Origin of the sequence: Mucilaginibacter polytrichastri (assembly GCF_001911425.1) — a bacterium.
GTDB lineage: Bacteria > Bacteroidota > Bacteroidia > Sphingobacteriales > Sphingobacteriaceae > Mucilaginibacter > Mucilaginibacter polytrichastri.
In genome coordinates this window covers 2696509-2713164 of the sequence record NZ_MPPL01000001.1, presented here as the reverse complement: position 1 = coordinate 2713164, position 16656 = coordinate 2696509, and the positions used below count along the sequence as shown (strand labels likewise).

Sequence of the window (16656 nt, the reverse complement as noted above, 5' to 3'; positions counted from 1 at the left end):
TATCGTCTCTTTGTTGAGATATGTTAACTTAATTTAGAGAGTCTACATTAATTTATGCCAAAATTTAATGATTTAAAAATAAGTAAATTAAGAAAAGTTAACAAGCTATTCAGTAAGCTTTACTTGTTTCCTAAAAATAATAAAAGATATCCGGCAATAATAAAAGAAGATGTTAAGGATATTATAATAATAGCATTTTTACTAATCGGTGATACAATTATGTATACACCTGCAATAAAAGCATTAAAGAGAAATTTTCCTAATGCTAGGATAACATTGGTAGGCGGTAATCTGGTTAAAACAATATTGCATGATCAAAATGTATTTGATGATTTTGTAATCGCGAATTGCCCGTGGATATCTCCTTTTGATAAATCTATAAAAAACATATTATCTTTTTTTTATAGTCTGGTAAGTGCTAATAGAAAGAAATATGACCTGGCCATCGATTTTAGAGGTGACTGGCGGAACATATTTTATATGAACTTTATTAACGCAAGCAGGAAGGCAAGTTTTAATTTTAGCGGTGGAGAATATATGCTTACGGATGTAATTGCACCGATTAAAGATTATGATCATTTAATTGATGAATCCTTTGCTTTATTGGAAGGTTTAGACTGTCAATTTGTTGATGACGATAAATATCCCGAATTAAATCTAACTTCAGCCGACGGGATTTATACGGCCGATTTTGTAACTCAAAAAAAATTAAATGATAAAATAGTTATTGGCATTCATCCGGGAGCAAGCCTTGAAGAAAGAAAATGGGATGAAACCAAATACGCGGAGGTTATTAACAGGCTATCGGCAGTATATTCAAATTGTGTTTTTTTACTTTTCGAAGGGCCTAATGAAGGGCCTACCATACAAAAGATTAAAAATGAAATTGATGAAGAGGGCGTACAATATTTAATTATATCAAAAACCCTGCATGAGTATATGATATTAATGTCTGTTTGCGATGTTATAATATGTAATGATAGCGGAGCTGCGCATATTGCTGGTGCGTACAATATTCCAGAGGTTGTAATTTTTGGCAAAGGAGACCCTAAGTCTGTAAAACCTTTTACCCGTAATGCATTGTCTGTTGTATCACATCCGCTAGAATGTAAGCCATGTCATTTAATAAATTGTAAATTTGGAACGAATTTATGCATGAATATGGTAAGTGTTCATGAAGTTTATGAACAAGCTTCAATACTTATTGAGCGTTATGGAAAAATTAACACCGATAAAAATGTTTTATAAGTTAAAGTGGCTATTAACAACATTCTTTTTGCGGTTAAGACTCAATAAAATAGGACTTATTTCGTACGTTGCAAATCCCATATTTATACTTAATGGTAAAAACATTCAAATAGGTAACAAAGTCCGGATATTTCCACATTCCAGAATGGAAACACATAATAATGGAAAAATTATTATTGAGGATAATATCTCAATAGGCCAAAATTTACATTTAATCAGTTCGTCTGACATTTTAGTAATTGGTAAGGATACAACAATATCTGGTAATGTTTTTATTACAAATGTTGATCACGATTATACAGAAATTGGGGTGCATATTTTAAAGCAGAAATATTTAATAAAGAAGACAGAGATAGGTGAAAATTGCTTCATCGGTTATGGGGCGGCTATTCAAGCTGGCACAATTCTAGGTAAACATTGTGTAATTGGCGCCAACTCTGTTGTAAAGGGGCAATTCCCAGACTATTGCGTAATAGTAGGATCGCCAGCCAGAATTGTAAAACGTTATAATGTAGAAACAGGTTCTTGGGAAAGAACTGATGATAAGGGAAACTTTCTTAAATGAATATTTTAATAACAGGCGGAGCCGGCTTTATAGGTTCAAATTTAGCCCTCAAATTAATTAGCAGAGGGCATGTGGTTACAGTTTTAGATAATTTATCAAAGCAAATACACGGTAGTGATCCTCAAAATACATCTCCGCTATATCTTTCTATTGCTGAAAAGGTAAGATTTATAGGGGCGTCTGTTACCGATAATGATGCTTTAATTAAAGCTATAAAAGATCAGGATGTTATTGTGCATTTGGCCGCAGAAACTGGTACGGGCCAGTCAATGTATCAAATTAAACGTTACACAGATGTTAATATTGGCGGCACAGCCTTATTGCTTGATATATTGGCCAATAACGATCATAAGGTCAAAAAAATTGTAATAGCATCATCAAGATCAATATACGGCGAAGGGAAGTATTGGAGTGATGAACTTGGATATGTTTATCCTGAGCACCGGGATGATATTTATATGCAAGCCGGGGATTTTGAAGTAAAGTACCAGGGCTGTGAAAAACCATTGAAATTGGTAGCTACCGACGAGGACTCTAAAATTCACCCCTCATCGGTTTACGGTATAACCAAGCAAAATCAGGAACAAATGATCATGACAGTTTGCCCAACAATTGGTATCACACCAGTGGCTTTCCGTTATCAAAATGTTTATGGGCCCGGGCAGTCGTTATCAAACCCATATACAGGTATTTTGTCTATATTTTCTACACTCATTAAAAACAATAAGGCGATAAATGTTTTTGAGGACGGAAAAGAAACGCGGGACTTTGTATTTATTGACGATGTAGTTGATGCCACAATACTAGGGATAGAGAAAGATGAAGCTCAAAATAATGTATTCAATGTAGGTACCGGTGTACCAACAGAAGTAAATACTGTTGTTGAAGAATTGATGGCAAACTATAATAAAATAGTTCCGGTTACAGTATCTGGTAATTATAGATTAGGCGACATTCGACATAACTTTGCCGACCTTACCAAAATTAAAACTGTTTTAGGTTTTACACCTAAAGTTGATTTTAAACAAGGTATAAAAGAATTTGCCGGATGGGTAAATACGCAGGAAATTAAAGCAGATAAATATCAACAATCAATTGATGAAATGAAACAAAAGGGATTATTTAAGTAATGGATTCAGAAAAAAGAAAAATATTATTTATTTGCCCCGCATTTTTTGGATATGAAATATCAATAAAAGATGCACTTATTTTCAATGGATATGAGGTTGATTATTTTGATGAAAGAACCTCAAACAAATCATATTATAAAGCCATATTCAGGGTTCGAAAAAGCTTGTTGAGTAAAATTATTGATAAATATTACAGGCAGATATTTGAAAAAATAAAAGATAAAAGCTACAACTATTTTTTTTTAATAAAAGGAGAAGTTGTACCCGAGTGGTTTATTACTTCCTTCATGCAGTTAAACCCAACAGCTAAGCTTATCTACTATACATATGATTCATTCAATAACAACAATAAGAATTCTTTATATATCCTAAAGTATTTTGATAGCTGTTACAGTTTCGATTTTGAAGACGTAAAGAAGAATAAGGAACTTAAATTAAAGCATCTATTTTTTACTAACGATTATCAAAACAAAACAAATATTGCAATAGAAAGGAAGTATGATATGTCATTTGTTGGCACACTGCATTCAAATCGTTATTGCATTATAAAAAAAATAGCTTCGCAACTGGGTAACACATTTGTGTTTTATTTTATGCCGGCCAAATGGTTTTTTTATGCAAATAAAATATTGAAAAAAGACTACCGGAAAATAAAGGCAGATGAAGTTAGTTTTAATAAAATTTCAAAAATGCAGGTGGCAGAAATTTTTAGGTCCTCAAAAAGCGTATTAGACATTCAGCGTTTTGGGCAAACGGGTTTAACAATGCGTACTTTTGAGGTATTGGCTTCGGGAAGTATATTAATTACTACTAACGCATACATTAAAGAAGCAGATTTTTACGACACTGAAAAAATCATTGTACTTGAGGATATTGACCGGCTTGATAATGGAGAAATAATTAAACAAAAAATCAATAATGCGGATAATTATTTAAAACCTATAGATCCAAATTTTAATAAATACTTTATTAATAATTGGGTTAAAGAATTTTTTGAATAAGTTTTACACTACGTGTTTATTAATTGTTAGCAATTTAAAAATGCTAACAGTGATACTTGCGTATAGCAAGTTAACTATTCATTTACATTTAATATACATGAACTACAGTATAAATAACAATATCAAAATACTTGTAATAGGTGATCTAATGCTTGATCACTATATATATGGTAATTGCAACCGGATATCCCCCGAGGCCCCAGTACAAGTTGTTGAAGTTAAAAAAGATGAGTACACCTTGGGCGGCGCCGGTAACGTGATTAAAAATCTTAAAGTTTTAGGATGTGATACTAACATAATTTCAATAGTTGGAGAAGACGATTATGCCAATGTAATTAATACGCAATTAGAGGCTGCCGGTGTAAATGCTAATGGAATTTTAAGAGATAAATCACGGTGTACCACGCTCAAATCGAGAGTATTGGTAGCAAATCACCAACTTATCCGTTTAGATCGTGAAGACACACAGCCTGTAGAAAAAGCCACCGCAGATAAACTCATTGATATATTAAAAAAAGAAATAAATAATTATAATCTTGTGCTGGTTTCTGATTATAATAAAGGTTTGTTGTCAGACTATTTATTAAATCAGATTTTTTCTATTTGCCGCGAAGCGTCTGTAAAAACCCTAATTGATCCCAAAGGAAATAATTATACCAAGTACAGGGGCTGCAATATGGTAAAGCCTAATAAGAAGGAAGCAATTCAAGCGTCAGGGATACAAATTACAGACAAAGATAGCCTCGCAGCAGCGTGCAAAAAAATAAAAGAAATTACAGGGTGTGATGATGTTGTTGTAACCATGTCTGAAGAGGGTATGGCTATGTATGTTAGTGATGAATTAACAGTAATACCTACAAAAGCATTAAGTGTTATTGACGTAACAGGCGCTGGTGATACGGTATTGGCATCTTTGGGGGTAGCTATATCCTCAGGATATAATTTATTTGAAGCATGCGATTTTGCTAATCATGCGGCGGCGGTAGTTGTGAGTAAAGTAGGTAGTGCTACTGCAACCATTGGTGAAATTAGCCATCAGTTCTTAGCAATGTTCTAAATTAAATTAAACCTTTTGAATGAAAAATATAATTGATCAATCTTTTAAAGATCATATTGAAACGGCCACAATCTCTGAACAAAAGCTCAAAGATGTAATTAACCAAGCCTGTCAAATAGTAATTAACTGTATTAATAATGGCCGTAAAGTATTACTTTTCGGTAATGGGGGAAGTGCAGCAGATGCGCAACATATTGCTGCCGAATTTACCGGGCGTTTTGTAAAAGAGCGGCGTTCATTGCCGGCTATTGCCTTAACTACAGATACCTCTGCATTAACTGCAATAGGTAATGATTATGGTTTTGAGCGTGTTTTTGAACGGCAGGTAGAAGGATTATCTGTTGCAGGGGACGTTTTAATTGGCATATCAACAAGTGGAAATAGCCCTAACGTTGTTAGAGCATTAGAATTGGGCCGTATTTTAGGTTGTAAAACAATAGGTTTTTCGGGCCGGGATGGTGGTGCGATGAATTCTTGTTGCGATATAAACATAGTTGTACCCTCATTAGTTACAGCACGTATTCAAGAATTGCATATTTTAATAGGGCATATAATCTGCGAAGCAGTAGATGCTGTAGTCTGATTTTTAAGTTTTTACTTTTGCAAGTAACAAATTGTTGATAAAATTTAAAAATAATAAAAACTTTATCTTAAATTTTAGGTATTTGTAAATAATCTACTTGTAAATTACAAATACGATATTTTTTAAATTTAAAGTCTTAAAATAAAACTGTATTATTGCTGTAAATATACCTACCTATGTCTATACGTTACTCCAAATATCTACCCGGATTCATATTTATAACAGATCTCCTATTGTTGAATTTGGCCATAAACATAGCTAACTATATTCAATTTGGCACTTATCAAACAAATAGGTCTTCTTCTTTTGTACTTATACTAATTAACCTTTCATGGGTATTAGTTTCTGCTTTATCTGGTAGCTTTAAAATTAAACGTCCGCTTTCTCTTAGAGATAATCTTAACAGGTTTATCTTAACACTTATCTATCATTTGCTTATCATATTTGCCGTATTCTATTTCTTTAAACTTTTTGATTTTTCCAGATTACTGATGCTGATTGGATATGGATTGTTCTTTGGCTTTGTTATAGTGCATAGATCTGCGGTATTCTTCTGCCTTGACTATATCAGAAAAAAAGGTTACAACCATAGGCAAATTGTTATAATAGGTGATGAAAAGATAGCTGAAAGGTTATTATTATCATTTTCTCATCACCCCGAATATGGGTATGATCTGTCAGATTTTATATCAGAAGAGCACGTGCATGCTATGGATGAGAATAGCCTTACACAAAGATTGCTTAATTTACAGCCTAACGAAATCTTTATATGTTACAAGCAATTAGACAATAAGCTTTTAAGTAAACTGATTAAGTTTGGAGAAGATAATTTTATAAAGATCAAAGTAGTATCCGATCTTATATTAAATAACAATGCTGCAGAATTGGTTAATTACAGCGATTTGCCTGTTTTGCAAATTACATCTCATCCTGAGATTGCAATGAAAATTAGAATATTAAAACGTGGTTTTGATGTTTTATTTTCAACAGGTGTTATGATAGCAGGTGCACCGGTTTTTGTAGTGCTTTATATAGCTACTAAAGTTAGCTCAAAAGGCCCTGTTTTTTACAGGCAAGAACGTATTGGCCGCAACTTAAGGCCTTTTTATATTTATAAATTTCGTAGCATGTATATCGATGCCGAGAAATTTGGCCCTCAGCTTTCTTCGGATCATGATCCACGTATCACAAAGTGGGGCCGTATAATACGCAGAACTAGGCTTGATGAATTACCGCAGTTTTGGAATGTATTTAAAGGCGAAATGTCTGTTGTGGGTCCACGACCGGAAAGGCAACACTACATTGAACAATTAGTAAAAAGAACTCCGAATTACAAAAAATTACTGCGTGTAAAGCCAGGCATAACCTCCATTGGCCAGGTTTATTATGGTTATGCAGAAAACGTAGATCAGATGCGCGATCGCTGCCGTTATGATCTTTTATATCTTGAAAATATTAGTTTAAACTCCGACATTAACATTATTTTCAAAACAGTGAAAGTAATGGTGCAGGCGAAGGGTAAATAAAAACGGATATAATATAATCATTTCTTCTCTTAACAGCTCATTTGCAGCTTATTTTAACGATCACAAGAATAAAGGGTTCTTAGCAATTATTATTTATTGATAACGCTGTAATGTTGCTCTCTTTTTAATAATATTGTGGTTTTGTTGTTGAAATCCATTTATTCATGATTTACAAGTTCGCCAAATTTATAAAGGCAATAAATCCGCAAGGGATATTAGCATTAATTGTTCTTTTGAGCCTGTTTTTTACTTCCTGCAAGAAGGAAGTAAAGGGCAATATCTCGGTGTATAGCAATGACTTCGAGAGCGGGAATTTGGCAGGAATTACGAGCGGTACTATCGCCTTATTTAACGGTACGCATGTGCTGGGGCGTTATAATTCTGGGGGCTTTAACTTAACGGTGCCGAACTTACCTAAGCACGACCTGGTTGAGATCACGTTCGACTTGTATATCCACGATACCTGGGACGGGAACAACCTTGATAGCGGGTATTCTGGCCCAGACCTTTGGAGCATGCTGGTAGATGGTAATAGTTATATCCATACGTCTTTTTCCAATTCAGATTGTGGTGTAGGTGTTTTCTGCCCGCCGCAATCCTACCCTGACAATTATTTGAACAGTAACCATAACCCTAAGGCAGGGGCGTTTCGTACGGACCTTCCAGGTGCCTGTTATTTATCCGGCAGCCCAAACGGGACTACGGAATATAAGATCAGCAAAACGATCAGCCATAGCTCGGCCACACTGCTGCTGCAATGTATCGGTGATCTGGTACAGAAGAATGTAAGCGATCCATTATGCGACGAAAGCTGGTCGGTAGATAATATAAATATAAAGGCGATCACTTTATGATGAGATTAAGAAGAGGCGGATTACTGCTGGTGTTGCTGACGTTGCTGCAGTTTACAGTTAAGGCGCAGTCGATCCCTGTTGGCTCCACTGCGCTGGAAGATTATTACCGCCGGCAGCAACTGCTGGGCAAAGGTGATTCGCTGCTGTCGTTTACGGTACGGCCGTTGTTACCGGATGCGAAGAATAAGAATGTGTTTTACCCTGATTCTACAGAAGCGGGCTATAACAAGCGCGACCCCGGCACGTCGTGGCAGAACAAGGATGGCTTTAACGGGTATTTATTGCCATTGAATATCCAGACGCAATATAACTCGAACCATCCCTACGGCTGGAACGACGGAGCGATGATCCCTGCGAAGGGCCTTCAAACCTTATTAAGCGCAGGGATCTATGCGCGCTACGGGATGTTAACGATCCAGTTGCGGCCTGAACTGGTAGTGGCAGCGAATAATAACTTCGATAACCTGAACCGGAACAACTACTCAACGATAGATGCGCGTTACTACGATGTATATAACAATATTGACCTTCCGGTACAGTTTGGCACAGGTACGTATACCAAAGCGTACTGGGGTCAAAGCAGCATCCGGTTAAACTATAAGTCGCTGTCGGTCGGTCTGTCTACAGAAAACCTGTGGTGGGGGCCCGGCATGCGCAACTCGCTGCTGATGAGCAACAGCGCGCCGGGCTTTAAGCACTTTACGTTTAACACCACAAAGCCCATCCGTACGGCGATCGGCTCATTTGAAGGGCAGTTTATCATCGGGCAGCTGGAAGGCTCGGGATACGGGCCCCTAACGCCCGACCGGAACTACTTTAACAACCCGCTGTACCTGCCCAAGCCTACAGACTGGCGCTACCTGACTGGCTTTGTGCTGAGCTGGCAGCCTAAATGGGTGAAAGGCTTATTTCTGGGGATGACGCGGAGTGCGCAGACTTACAGCAAGGACCTTGGGAGCCTGGGCAGCTACCTGCCTTTCTTTTCACCTTTCAAATCAGTAACGGCAGACCAGGCGCTGAACCAGCGTGATACGCGAAGCTCGCTTTTTATGCGCTGGTTATGGCCGGAAGAACAGGCGGAGGTCTATTTCGAATACGGGATCAACAACAATACGAACACGGTACGGAACAGCCTGCTGGAACCGAATGACGGGCGTGCGTATATCTTCGGCTTGCGGAAGATGCTGCCGTTCAATTCCAGCCGTGACGAACATATTATGATCAGCATCGAGGCCACACAGATGGCGGGAACTTCTTACAATAAAGTACTGGGCCTGTCATCGTGGTATGTGAACCCCTACATCCGGCAGGGCTACACGAACCGTGGCGAAGTACTGGGGGCGGGGATAGGTCCTGGTGCCAACCTGCAAACGTTTGATGTAAGCTGGGTAAAGGGTTTAAAACGGATCGGTCTACAACTGGAGCGTTATTTGCATAATGATGACTTTTATTATTATGCGTTTCATGATACAGGTGACTGGCGCCGTCACTGGGTAGATTTGAGCGGGGCCTTAACAGGGGAGTGGAACTATGGCCACTTCATCTTTAATGCCAAACTGATGGAGATCTACTCGTTAAATTACCAGTGGTACCTGGACCCTGCGTTAGAAAAAGCAGGAGCGCCTTATTATGTACCGGGTGTAACCAAGTTTAACTTCCAGGCGCAGGCCGGGTTAACGTATCGATTTTAAATAGCAGATGAGAAAGATCCTGATCACCCTGAGCATAGTGGCGTTGTGCCTATCCTTAACTAACGGATTACAGGCCCAGTCGTTACCGGTTGGTACGCCGGTGCTGGAAGACTATTACCGGCGCTTACAGTTAAGCGGGGGCGTAGATTCGACGGCCTCGTTTACGGTACGTCCGTATTACCCTTCAAGGTCGAAGATAAAGCCGCTGAACGTATACGACCCGGACAGCAGTTTAGAAAAAGACCACTGGATAAACCCGAACAGCGGGCTGACGTTTGGCAAGGGTCGAGGTTTATTCCAGATCTTGCCATTAACGATCCAGCAGCAATATAACTCAGACCATCCTTATGGCTGGAATGATGGTGCGATGATCCCTGCGAAGGGCTACCAGACAATGATGAGCGGTGGTTTTTACCTAAAGTACGGTCCGCTGAGCATCCAGCTTCGTCCCGAGTATGTGTATGCAGCCAACCCGGCATTCAATGGCTTTGCTTCGGGACACGGCGATGCCGATTTAACGAGTTATTATAGCCAGCGGAATTTAATAGATTGGCCTGAGCGGTTTGGTACAAGCGCATACAACAAAGCATTTTTAGGTCAAAGTAGTATCCGTTTAACATTCGGGCCGATGTCTGTAGGTGTTTCTAGTGAGAACCTATGGTGGGGGCCGGGAATACAAAACTCTTTAGTTCTCACCAATAATGCGCCTGGTTTTAATCATATAACCATCAATACAGTACGCCCCATTAATACTTTTTTGGGAAGTTTTGAAGGACAGGTAATTGCAGGGAGATTAGAGAATTCCGGTTATCCTGCTTTATTGACAACTAGTTTATCTAATGGAACAAATTTAGCCGTTCAAAAGAGAGATGATTGGCGCTATTTTACAGGATTTAATATTAATTATCATCCTAAATGGGTTCCTGGATTTACTTTAGGTTTAATTAGAACATTCAACTCCTATTATGACGATGTAAAAACTGGTGGTTTTAGTGCTTATGTGCCATTTTTTATACCTTATCAAAAAAAGGATTCAAATAACGGAGTGGGAGATCTTTTTCCGCGCGACCAGATCACCTCTCTTTATGCCAGGTGGTTATTTACCAAAGCTGAAGCTGAAGTTTACTTTGAATATGGCCTAGAAGATAATTCTTATAATCTTGCAGATTTTGTTGGCTCGCCCGAACATTCAAGAGCTTATGTGTTTGGTTTTAGAAAACTGATTCCAGTGAATGTAGATAAAAATCAACGTGTTCTGATTAGCTCTGAAATAACGCAAACGTCACAGCCAGTTGATAGGTTTCTTAGAGAAACAGCTTTATGGTATTCAAATTATCAGTTACTTCAAGGACACACTCATGAGGGGCAAATTTTGGGTGCCGGCACAGGGCCGGGTAGTAATATTCAATATTTTGATATTAGTTGGGTTTCTGGCTTGAAGAAATTAGGGCTAGAGTTTCAACGTTATGAACATGATGTAGATTATTCCAGTTTATACCTTCCCGCTATTAATGGTAACAGCCGCAAATGGGTAGACCTTGCATTTGGCTTACATGGCGACTGGAGTTATAAAAATCTATTATTTAACGCCAAATTGCAAGGTGTTAAATCGCTGAATTACGAATGGATACTGAAAGATTATGATTCTGCCAATACTTATTACATCCCGCATAACGATGTGTTTAACCTACATACAGAACTGGGTGTAACGTATAGATTTTAAATTCCTAGATGGCACATAGGCAGCTGTTTTTAATAATATCGGCTTCAGTGTAATTGGCTATAACAGATTTGCAATAAATTGCTTATCCCGCATTAGTTCTAATTATTATATTTAAAAGCCATATTTAAATTTGAAGGATTGCCACGATGGTTAAAAATTTACTAAAAGTCTGCCTCTTATTTCTTGTTAGTATAATGTTTTTTACTTCCTGCAAGAAGGAAGTAAAGGGCAATGTCTCGGTGTATAGCAATGACTTCGAGAGCGGGAATTTGGCAGGAATTACGAGCGGTACTATCGCCTTATTTAACGGTACGCATGTGCTGGGGCGTTATAATTCTGGGGGCTTTAACTTAACGGTGCCGAACTTACCTAAGCACGACCTGGTTGAGATCACGTTCGACTTGTATATCCACGATACCTGGGACGGGAACAACCTTGATAGCGGGTATTCTGGCCCAGACCTTTGGAGCATGCTGGTAGATGGTAATAGTTATATCCATACGTCTTTTTCCAATTCAGATTGTGGTGTAGGTGTTTTCTGCCCGCCGCAATCCTACCCTGACAATTATTTGAACAGTAACCATAACCCTAAGGCAGGGGCGTTTCGTACGGACCTTCCAGGTGCCTGTTATTTATCCGGCAGCCCAAACGGGACTACGGAATATAAGATCAGCAAAACGATCAGCCATAGCTCGGCCACACTGCTGCTGCAATGTATCGGTGATCTGGTACAGAAGAATGTAAGCGATCCATTATGCGACGAAAGCTGGTCGGTAGATAATATAAATATAAAGGCGATCACTTTATGATGAGATTAAGAAGAGGCGGATTACTGCTGGTGTTGCTGACGTTGCTGCAGTTTACAGTTAAGGCGCAGTCGATCCCTGTTGGCTCCACTGCGCTGGAAGATTATTACCGCCGGCAGCAACTGCTGGGCAAAGGTGATTCGCTGCTGTCGTTTACGGTACGGCCGTTGTTACCGGATGCGAAGAATAAGAATGTGTTTTACCCTGATTCTACAGAAGCGGGCTATAACAAGCGCGACCCCGGCACGTCGTGGCAGAACAAGGATGGCTTTAACGGGTATTTATTGCCATTGAATATCCAGACGCAATATAACTCGAACCATCCCTACGGCTGGAACGACGGAGCGATGATCCCTGCGAAGGGCCTTCAAACCTTATTAAGCGCAGGGATCTATGCGCGCTACGGGATGTTAACGATCCAGTTGCGGCCTGAACTGGTAGTGGCAGCGAATAATAACTTCGATAACCTGAACCGGAACAACTACTCAACGATAGATGCGCGTTACTACGATGTATATAACAATATTGACCTTCCGGTACAGTTTGGCACAGGTACGTATACCAAAGCGTACTGGGGTCAAAGCAGCATCCGGTTAAACTATAAGTCGCTGTCGGTCGGTCTGTCTACAGAAAACCTGTGGTGGGGGCCCGGCATGCGCAACTCGCTGCTGATGAGCAACAGCGCGCCGGGCTTTAAGCACTTTACGTTTAACACCACAAAGCCCATCCGTACGGCGATCGGCTCATTTGAAGGGCAGTTTATCATCGGGCAGCTGGAAGGCTCGGGATACGGGCCCCTAACGCCCGACCGGAACTACTTTAACAACCCGCTGTACCTGCCCAAGCCTACAGACTGGCGCTACCTGACTGGCTTTGTGCTGAGCTGGCAGCCTAAATGGGTGAAAGGCTTATTTCTGGGGATGACGCGGAGTGCGCAGACTTACAGCAAGGACCTTGGGAGCCTGGGCAGCTACCTGCCTTTCTTTTCACCTTTCAAATCAGTAACGGCAGACCAGGCGCTGAACCAGCGTGATACGCGAAGCTCGCTTTTTATGCGCTGGTTATGGCCGGAAGAACAGGCGGAGGTCTATTTCGAATACGGGATCAACAACAATACGAACACGGTACGGAACAGCCTGCTGGAACCGAATGACGGGCGTGCGTATATCTTCGGCTTGCGGAAGATGCTGCCGTTCAATTCCAGCCGTGACGAACATATTATGATCAGCATCGAGGCCACACAGATGGCGGGAACTTCTTACAATAAAGTACTGGGCCTGTCATCGTGGTATGTGAACCCCTACATCCGGCAGGGCTACACGAACCGTGGCGAAGTACTGGGGGCGGGGATAGGTCCTGGTGCCAACCTGCAAACGTTTGATGTAAGCTGGGTAAAGGGTTTAAAACGGATCGGTCTACAACTGGAGCGTTATTTGCATAATGATGACTTTTATTATTATGCGTTTCATGATACAGGTGACTGGCGCCGTCACTGGGTAGATTTGAGCGGGGCCTTAACAGGGGAGTGGAACTATGGCCACTTCATCTTTAATGCCAAACTGATGGAGATCTACTCGTTAAATTACCAGTGGTACCTGGACCCTGCGTTAGAAAAAGCAGGAGCGCCTTATTATGTACCGGGTGTAACCAAGTTTAACTTCCAGGCGCAGGCCGGGTTAACGTATCGATTTTAAATAGCAGATGAGAAAGATCCTGATCACCCTGAGCATAGTGGCGTTGTGCCTATCCTTAACTAACGGATTACAGGCCCAGTCGTTACCGGTTGGTACGCCGGTGCTGGAAGACTATTACCGGCGCTTACAGTTAAGCGGGGGCGTAGATTCGACGGCCTCGTTTACGGTACGTCCGTATTACCCTTCAAGGTCGAAGATAAAGCCGCTGAACGTATACGACCCGGACAGCAGTTTAGAAAAAGACCACTGGATAAACCCGAACAGCGGGCTGACGTTTGGCAAGGGTCGCGGTTTATTCCAGATCTTGCCGTTAACGATCCAGCAGCAATATAACTCAGACCATCCTTATGGCTGGAATGATGGTGCGATGATCCCTGCGAAGGGCTACCAGACAATGATGAGCGGTGGTTTTTACCTAAAGTACGGTCCGCTGAGCATCCAGCTTCGTCCCGAGTATGTGTATGCAGCCAACCCGGCATTCAATGGCTTTGCTTCGGGACACGGCGATGCCGATTTAACGAGTTATTATACATACCATAACAATATAGATCAGCCAGAACATTTTGGCACGGGTAGCTATACTAAAGCTACATGGGGGCAAAGCAGTATCCGTTTAACATTCGGGCCAGTATCTGCAGGTTTGTCTAATGAAAACCTTTGGTGGGGGCCGGGGATTAGTAATGCGCTTGTTATCAGTAATAATGCAGCAGGGTTTAAGCATGCAACCATAAATACGGTACGGCCTATACATACTTTTTTAGGGAGTTTTGAAGGCCAGATTATTGCAGGAAAATTGGATGCAACAGGCCAATCTAACCTCGATGTTACGAAAACATCTACTGGTAAAAACTTATATGTGCCTAAAAGAGATGATTGGCGCTATTACACCGGCTATAATATTAGTTATCAACCACGTTGGATACCTGGCTTGTTTTTGGGTTGGATAAGAACTTTTAATGCCTATAAGTCAGATGTTAAGGGCTTTAGCGGTTATGTACCCTTCTTTTTTCCGCTCCAAAAGGCTGATACCAAGGGGGGGAACGGAGATGCTTTTAATCGTGATCAAATTACCTCACTCTATGCCAGGTGGGTGTTGCCCAAAGCAAATGCCGAGGTGTATTTTGAATATGGTATTAATGATAATGCTTATAATTATAAAGATTTCCTGGCTTCGCCAGAGCATGCCAGAGCTTACATATTTGGGATTAGAAAATTAATACCATTGGCTGCAAAAGGCCAGGGAATATTAGTTAGCACAGAAATAGACCAGCTTTCTCAATCAACAGATCGCATCATAAGGCCGGCTGGTGGCTGGTATGTCCATTCTTCGATAAGAGATGGCCAGACCAACGAAGGGCAAATACTAGGGGCCGGTACCGGCTCTGGCGGCAACCTACAATCTATGGATATAAGTTGGGTAATGGGGCTTAAAAAATTAGGCGTTACTTTTCAAAGATATGAGCACGATGTTGACTTTCAACAGCAATATTTAACGCCTATTAATGGTAACAGCCGCAAGTGGGTTGATTTTGCTTTTGGATTGCAGGGCGACTGGAGCTACAAGAACTTATTGTTTAACGCCAAATTACAGGAAGTTAAATCGCTGAATTACGAATGGATATTGAAAGATTATAATCCTGCCAATACCTATTACATCCCCCATAATGATGTGTTTAACCTGCATGCAGAACTGGGCGTAAGCTTTAGATTTTAGATCTCTTCCTGAATACAATCAGGTAAAAAGCAAACGCAATTTCTGCTAAAATAACACCTGTTAATATAGAAACCGAATATTTGAGGCGGTTTTTCTTTAAAGGAAGTTCGGGCTCATCAACTATCTGTACAGTAGGTGTTTCTTGCGCAAGCATGGTTTTGCTGGCTTCAAGGTTCTTTACAGTTTCAGAGAAAATGGCATTTAAAACAATCTTATCGCGTTCCTTAACCTCTACATTGGCATTAGCCATAGTGTAGGCCGGGTTAAGATCTAACAGTGTTTGATTGGCTGATGACAGCGCGTAAGTTTTATGGTTTAAGATATTACCAATACTATCTGCACGGTGCTGCAAACGGTTTACATTATTGCGTAAACGGCTGGTTTTGGTTCTGATATAAAAGTCTGTGGCTTGCTTAATCATTCGTGTACAAAACAGCTGGGCAAGCCTTTCATCTTTCATGGTGGTATTTACTTCAAAAAAGCCTAGTTTTTTGTCTGTTTTTGCAATACCGAATTCGCCCGCTAAAATTAGTGAGGTCATTTCGTGCATTAAACTATCCTGTAACCGGCTGTAATGGGCTGTATCTATCGGGAAACGGGTTATTTTTCCGTCCTTACTATATTTTAACCACTTTTTGTTGAGCTTGTAAACGGCTGCATAATGGTCTGCAAGCGATTCTGTTCCATTAGCATTATAAGGTGACAGTAATGTCCCTTTTATTAACCTCTGGCTTTTTAAAAGCTCTTGTACGTTATCGCCGGCTAACACACCACTACTACCACCCAAGCCGTCTAAACTAAAGCCAAACTGACCGGCCAAAGCACTTAAACCGCCGCCACCGCCACTTGATTTAGAATCATCTATAACAAAAGTTAGCCGGGCTGTATAAGTAGGAGCAGACATCCATGCTGCCAGGGCACCTAGCAATGCGCCGCCCACAAAAAATAGTGCAAGCCCTTTTTTAAACTGAAAAACATATTTAACATCGTCTGCACGATCGCTGATTAACTTTTTAAAAGAAAACTCAGGTTCGTATGGATGTGATGGCTGTTCGGGATTCATT

At 40.4% G+C, this 16656-nt stretch carries 14 protein-coding genes; 13 read left to right on the top strand and 1 reads right to left on the bottom strand.

From position 1 onward, the window contains the following. The first annotated feature begins 54 nt into the window (after positions 1–54). From RG47T_RS11600 to RG47T_RS11540, 13 genes are all read left to right on the top strand, one after another. Positions 55–1248 (top strand): glycosyltransferase family 9 protein, encoded by a 1194-nt coding sequence (locus tag RG47T_RS11600; protein WP_074489621.1) that lies wholly within the window; start codon positions 55–57, stop codon positions 1246–1248. Next, positions 1214–1813: an acyltransferase gene (locus tag RG47T_RS11595; RefSeq protein ID WP_216351046.1), complete on the top strand. Its 600-nt coding sequence runs from the start codon at positions 1214–1216 to the stop codon at positions 1811–1813. The genes RG47T_RS11600 and RG47T_RS11595 overlap by 35 nt, the downstream gene beginning before the upstream one ends. Continuing rightward, the gene (locus RG47T_RS11590) at positions 1810–2943 is read left to right on the top strand and encodes an NAD-dependent epimerase/dehydratase family protein (protein WP_074489620.1); all 1134 of its coding nucleotides are present in this window, start codon (positions 1810–1812) and stop codon (positions 2941–2943) included. The genes RG47T_RS11595 and RG47T_RS11590 overlap by 4 nt, the downstream gene beginning before the upstream one ends. Further along, positions 2943–3944 carry a WaaS/CpsH family glycosyltransferase gene (locus RG47T_RS11585; protein WP_074489619.1) on the top strand — a complete coding sequence of 334 codons (1002 nt, stop codon included), beginning with the start codon at positions 2943–2945 and terminating at the stop codon, positions 3942–3944. The genes RG47T_RS11590 and RG47T_RS11585 overlap by 1 nt, the downstream gene beginning before the upstream one ends. 97 nt (positions 3945–4041) lie before the next feature. Continuing rightward, positions 4042–5001, top strand: coding sequence for a D-glycero-beta-D-manno-heptose-7-phosphate kinase (gene rfaE1 / locus RG47T_RS11580; protein WP_074489618.1), 960 nt, complete (start codon positions 4042–4044; stop codon positions 4999–5001). Positions 5002–5020: 19 nt separating this feature from the next. Beyond that, positions 5021–5584: a D-sedoheptulose 7-phosphate isomerase gene (locus RG47T_RS11575; protein WP_074489617.1), complete on the top strand. Its 564-nt coding sequence runs from the start codon at positions 5021–5023 to the stop codon at positions 5582–5584. Between the two features lie 176 nt (positions 5585–5760). Beyond that, a complete protein-coding gene (locus RG47T_RS11570) occupies positions 5761–7110 on the top strand; it encodes a sugar transferase (protein WP_074489616.1) in 1350 nt (449 codons plus the stop codon). A gap of 164 nt (positions 7111–7274) precedes the next feature. Then, complete coding sequence (locus RG47T_RS11565) at positions 7275–7964, top strand: hypothetical protein (protein WP_074489615.1); 690 nt, start codon at positions 7275–7277, stop codon at positions 7962–7964. After that, on the top strand, positions 7961–9655 hold the full coding sequence (locus RG47T_RS11560) for a capsule assembly Wzi family protein (RefSeq protein ID WP_074489612.1): 1695 nt from the start codon (positions 7961–7963) through the stop codon (positions 9653–9655). Before RG47T_RS11565 ends, RG47T_RS11560 begins: the two co-directional genes overlap by 4 nt. A gap of 7 nt (positions 9656–9662) precedes the next feature. Continuing rightward, positions 9663–11378, top strand: a complete 1716-nt coding sequence (locus tag RG47T_RS11555) for a capsule assembly Wzi family protein (RefSeq protein ID WP_074489614.1) — start codon at positions 9663–9665, stop codon at positions 11376–11378. Between the two features lie 269 nt (positions 11379–11647). After that, on the top strand, positions 11648–12187 hold the full coding sequence (locus tag RG47T_RS11550) for a hypothetical protein (RefSeq protein ID WP_171972519.1): 540 nt from the start codon (positions 11648–11650) through the stop codon (positions 12185–12187). Then, positions 12184–13878: a capsule assembly Wzi family protein gene (locus RG47T_RS11545; protein ID WP_074489612.1), complete on the top strand. Its 1695-nt coding sequence runs from the start codon at positions 12184–12186 to the stop codon at positions 13876–13878. Before RG47T_RS11550 ends, RG47T_RS11545 begins: the two co-directional genes overlap by 4 nt. Before the next feature lie 7 nt (positions 13879–13885). Further along, entirely contained in the window at positions 13886–15592 is a 1707-nt protein-coding gene (locus RG47T_RS11540) for a capsule assembly Wzi family protein (RefSeq protein ID WP_074489611.1), read from the top strand. Here the strand turns inward: RG47T_RS11540 and RG47T_RS11535 are convergent. Continuing rightward, on the bottom strand, positions 15582–16655 hold the full coding sequence (locus RG47T_RS11535; RefSeq protein WP_074489610.1) for a hypothetical protein: 1074 nt from the start codon (positions 16653–16655) through the stop codon (positions 15582–15584). The two genes, RG47T_RS11540 and RG47T_RS11535, sit on opposite strands and share 11 nt — an antisense overlap. Position 16656: the final 1 nt, after the last annotated feature.

Bases quoted from the DNA above. Each gene is read 5' to 3' on its own strand.
- RG47T_RS11600 (WP_074489621.1), top strand. From the start codon at position 55: ATGCCAAAATTTAATGATTTAAAAATAAGTAAATTAAGAAAAGTTAAC.
- RG47T_RS11595 (WP_216351046.1), top strand. From the start codon at position 1,214: ATGGAAAAATTAACACCGATAAAAATGTTTTATAAGTTAAAGTGGCTA.
- RG47T_RS11590 (WP_074489620.1), top strand. From the start codon at position 1,810: ATGAATATTTTAATAACAGGCGGAGCCGGCTTTATAGGTTCAAATTTA.
- RG47T_RS11585 (WP_074489619.1), top strand. From the start codon at position 2,943: ATGGATTCAGAAAAAAGAAAAATATTATTTATTTGCCCCGCATTTTTT.
- rfaE1 (WP_074489618.1), top strand. From the start codon at position 4,042: ATGAACTACAGTATAAATAACAATATCAAAATACTTGTAATAGGTGAT.
- RG47T_RS11575 (WP_074489617.1), top strand. From the start codon at position 5,021: ATGAAAAATATAATTGATCAATCTTTTAAAGATCATATTGAAACGGCC.
- RG47T_RS11570 (WP_074489616.1), top strand. From the start codon at position 5,761: ATGTCTATACGTTACTCCAAATATCTACCCGGATTCATATTTATAACA.
- RG47T_RS11565 (WP_074489615.1), top strand. From the start codon at position 7,275: ATGATTTACAAGTTCGCCAAATTTATAAAGGCAATAAATCCGCAAGGG.
- RG47T_RS11560 (WP_074489612.1), top strand. From the start codon at position 7,961: ATGATGAGATTAAGAAGAGGCGGATTACTGCTGGTGTTGCTGACGTTG.
- RG47T_RS11555 (WP_074489614.1), top strand. From the start codon at position 9,663: ATGAGAAAGATCCTGATCACCCTGAGCATAGTGGCGTTGTGCCTATCC.
- RG47T_RS11545 (WP_074489612.1), top strand. From the start codon at position 12,184: ATGATGAGATTAAGAAGAGGCGGATTACTGCTGGTGTTGCTGACGTTG.
- RG47T_RS11540 (WP_074489611.1), top strand. From the start codon at position 13,886: ATGAGAAAGATCCTGATCACCCTGAGCATAGTGGCGTTGTGCCTATCC.
- RG47T_RS11535 (WP_074489610.1), bottom strand. From the start codon at position 16,655: ATGAATCCCGAACAGCCATCACATCCATACGAACCTGAGTTTTCTTTT.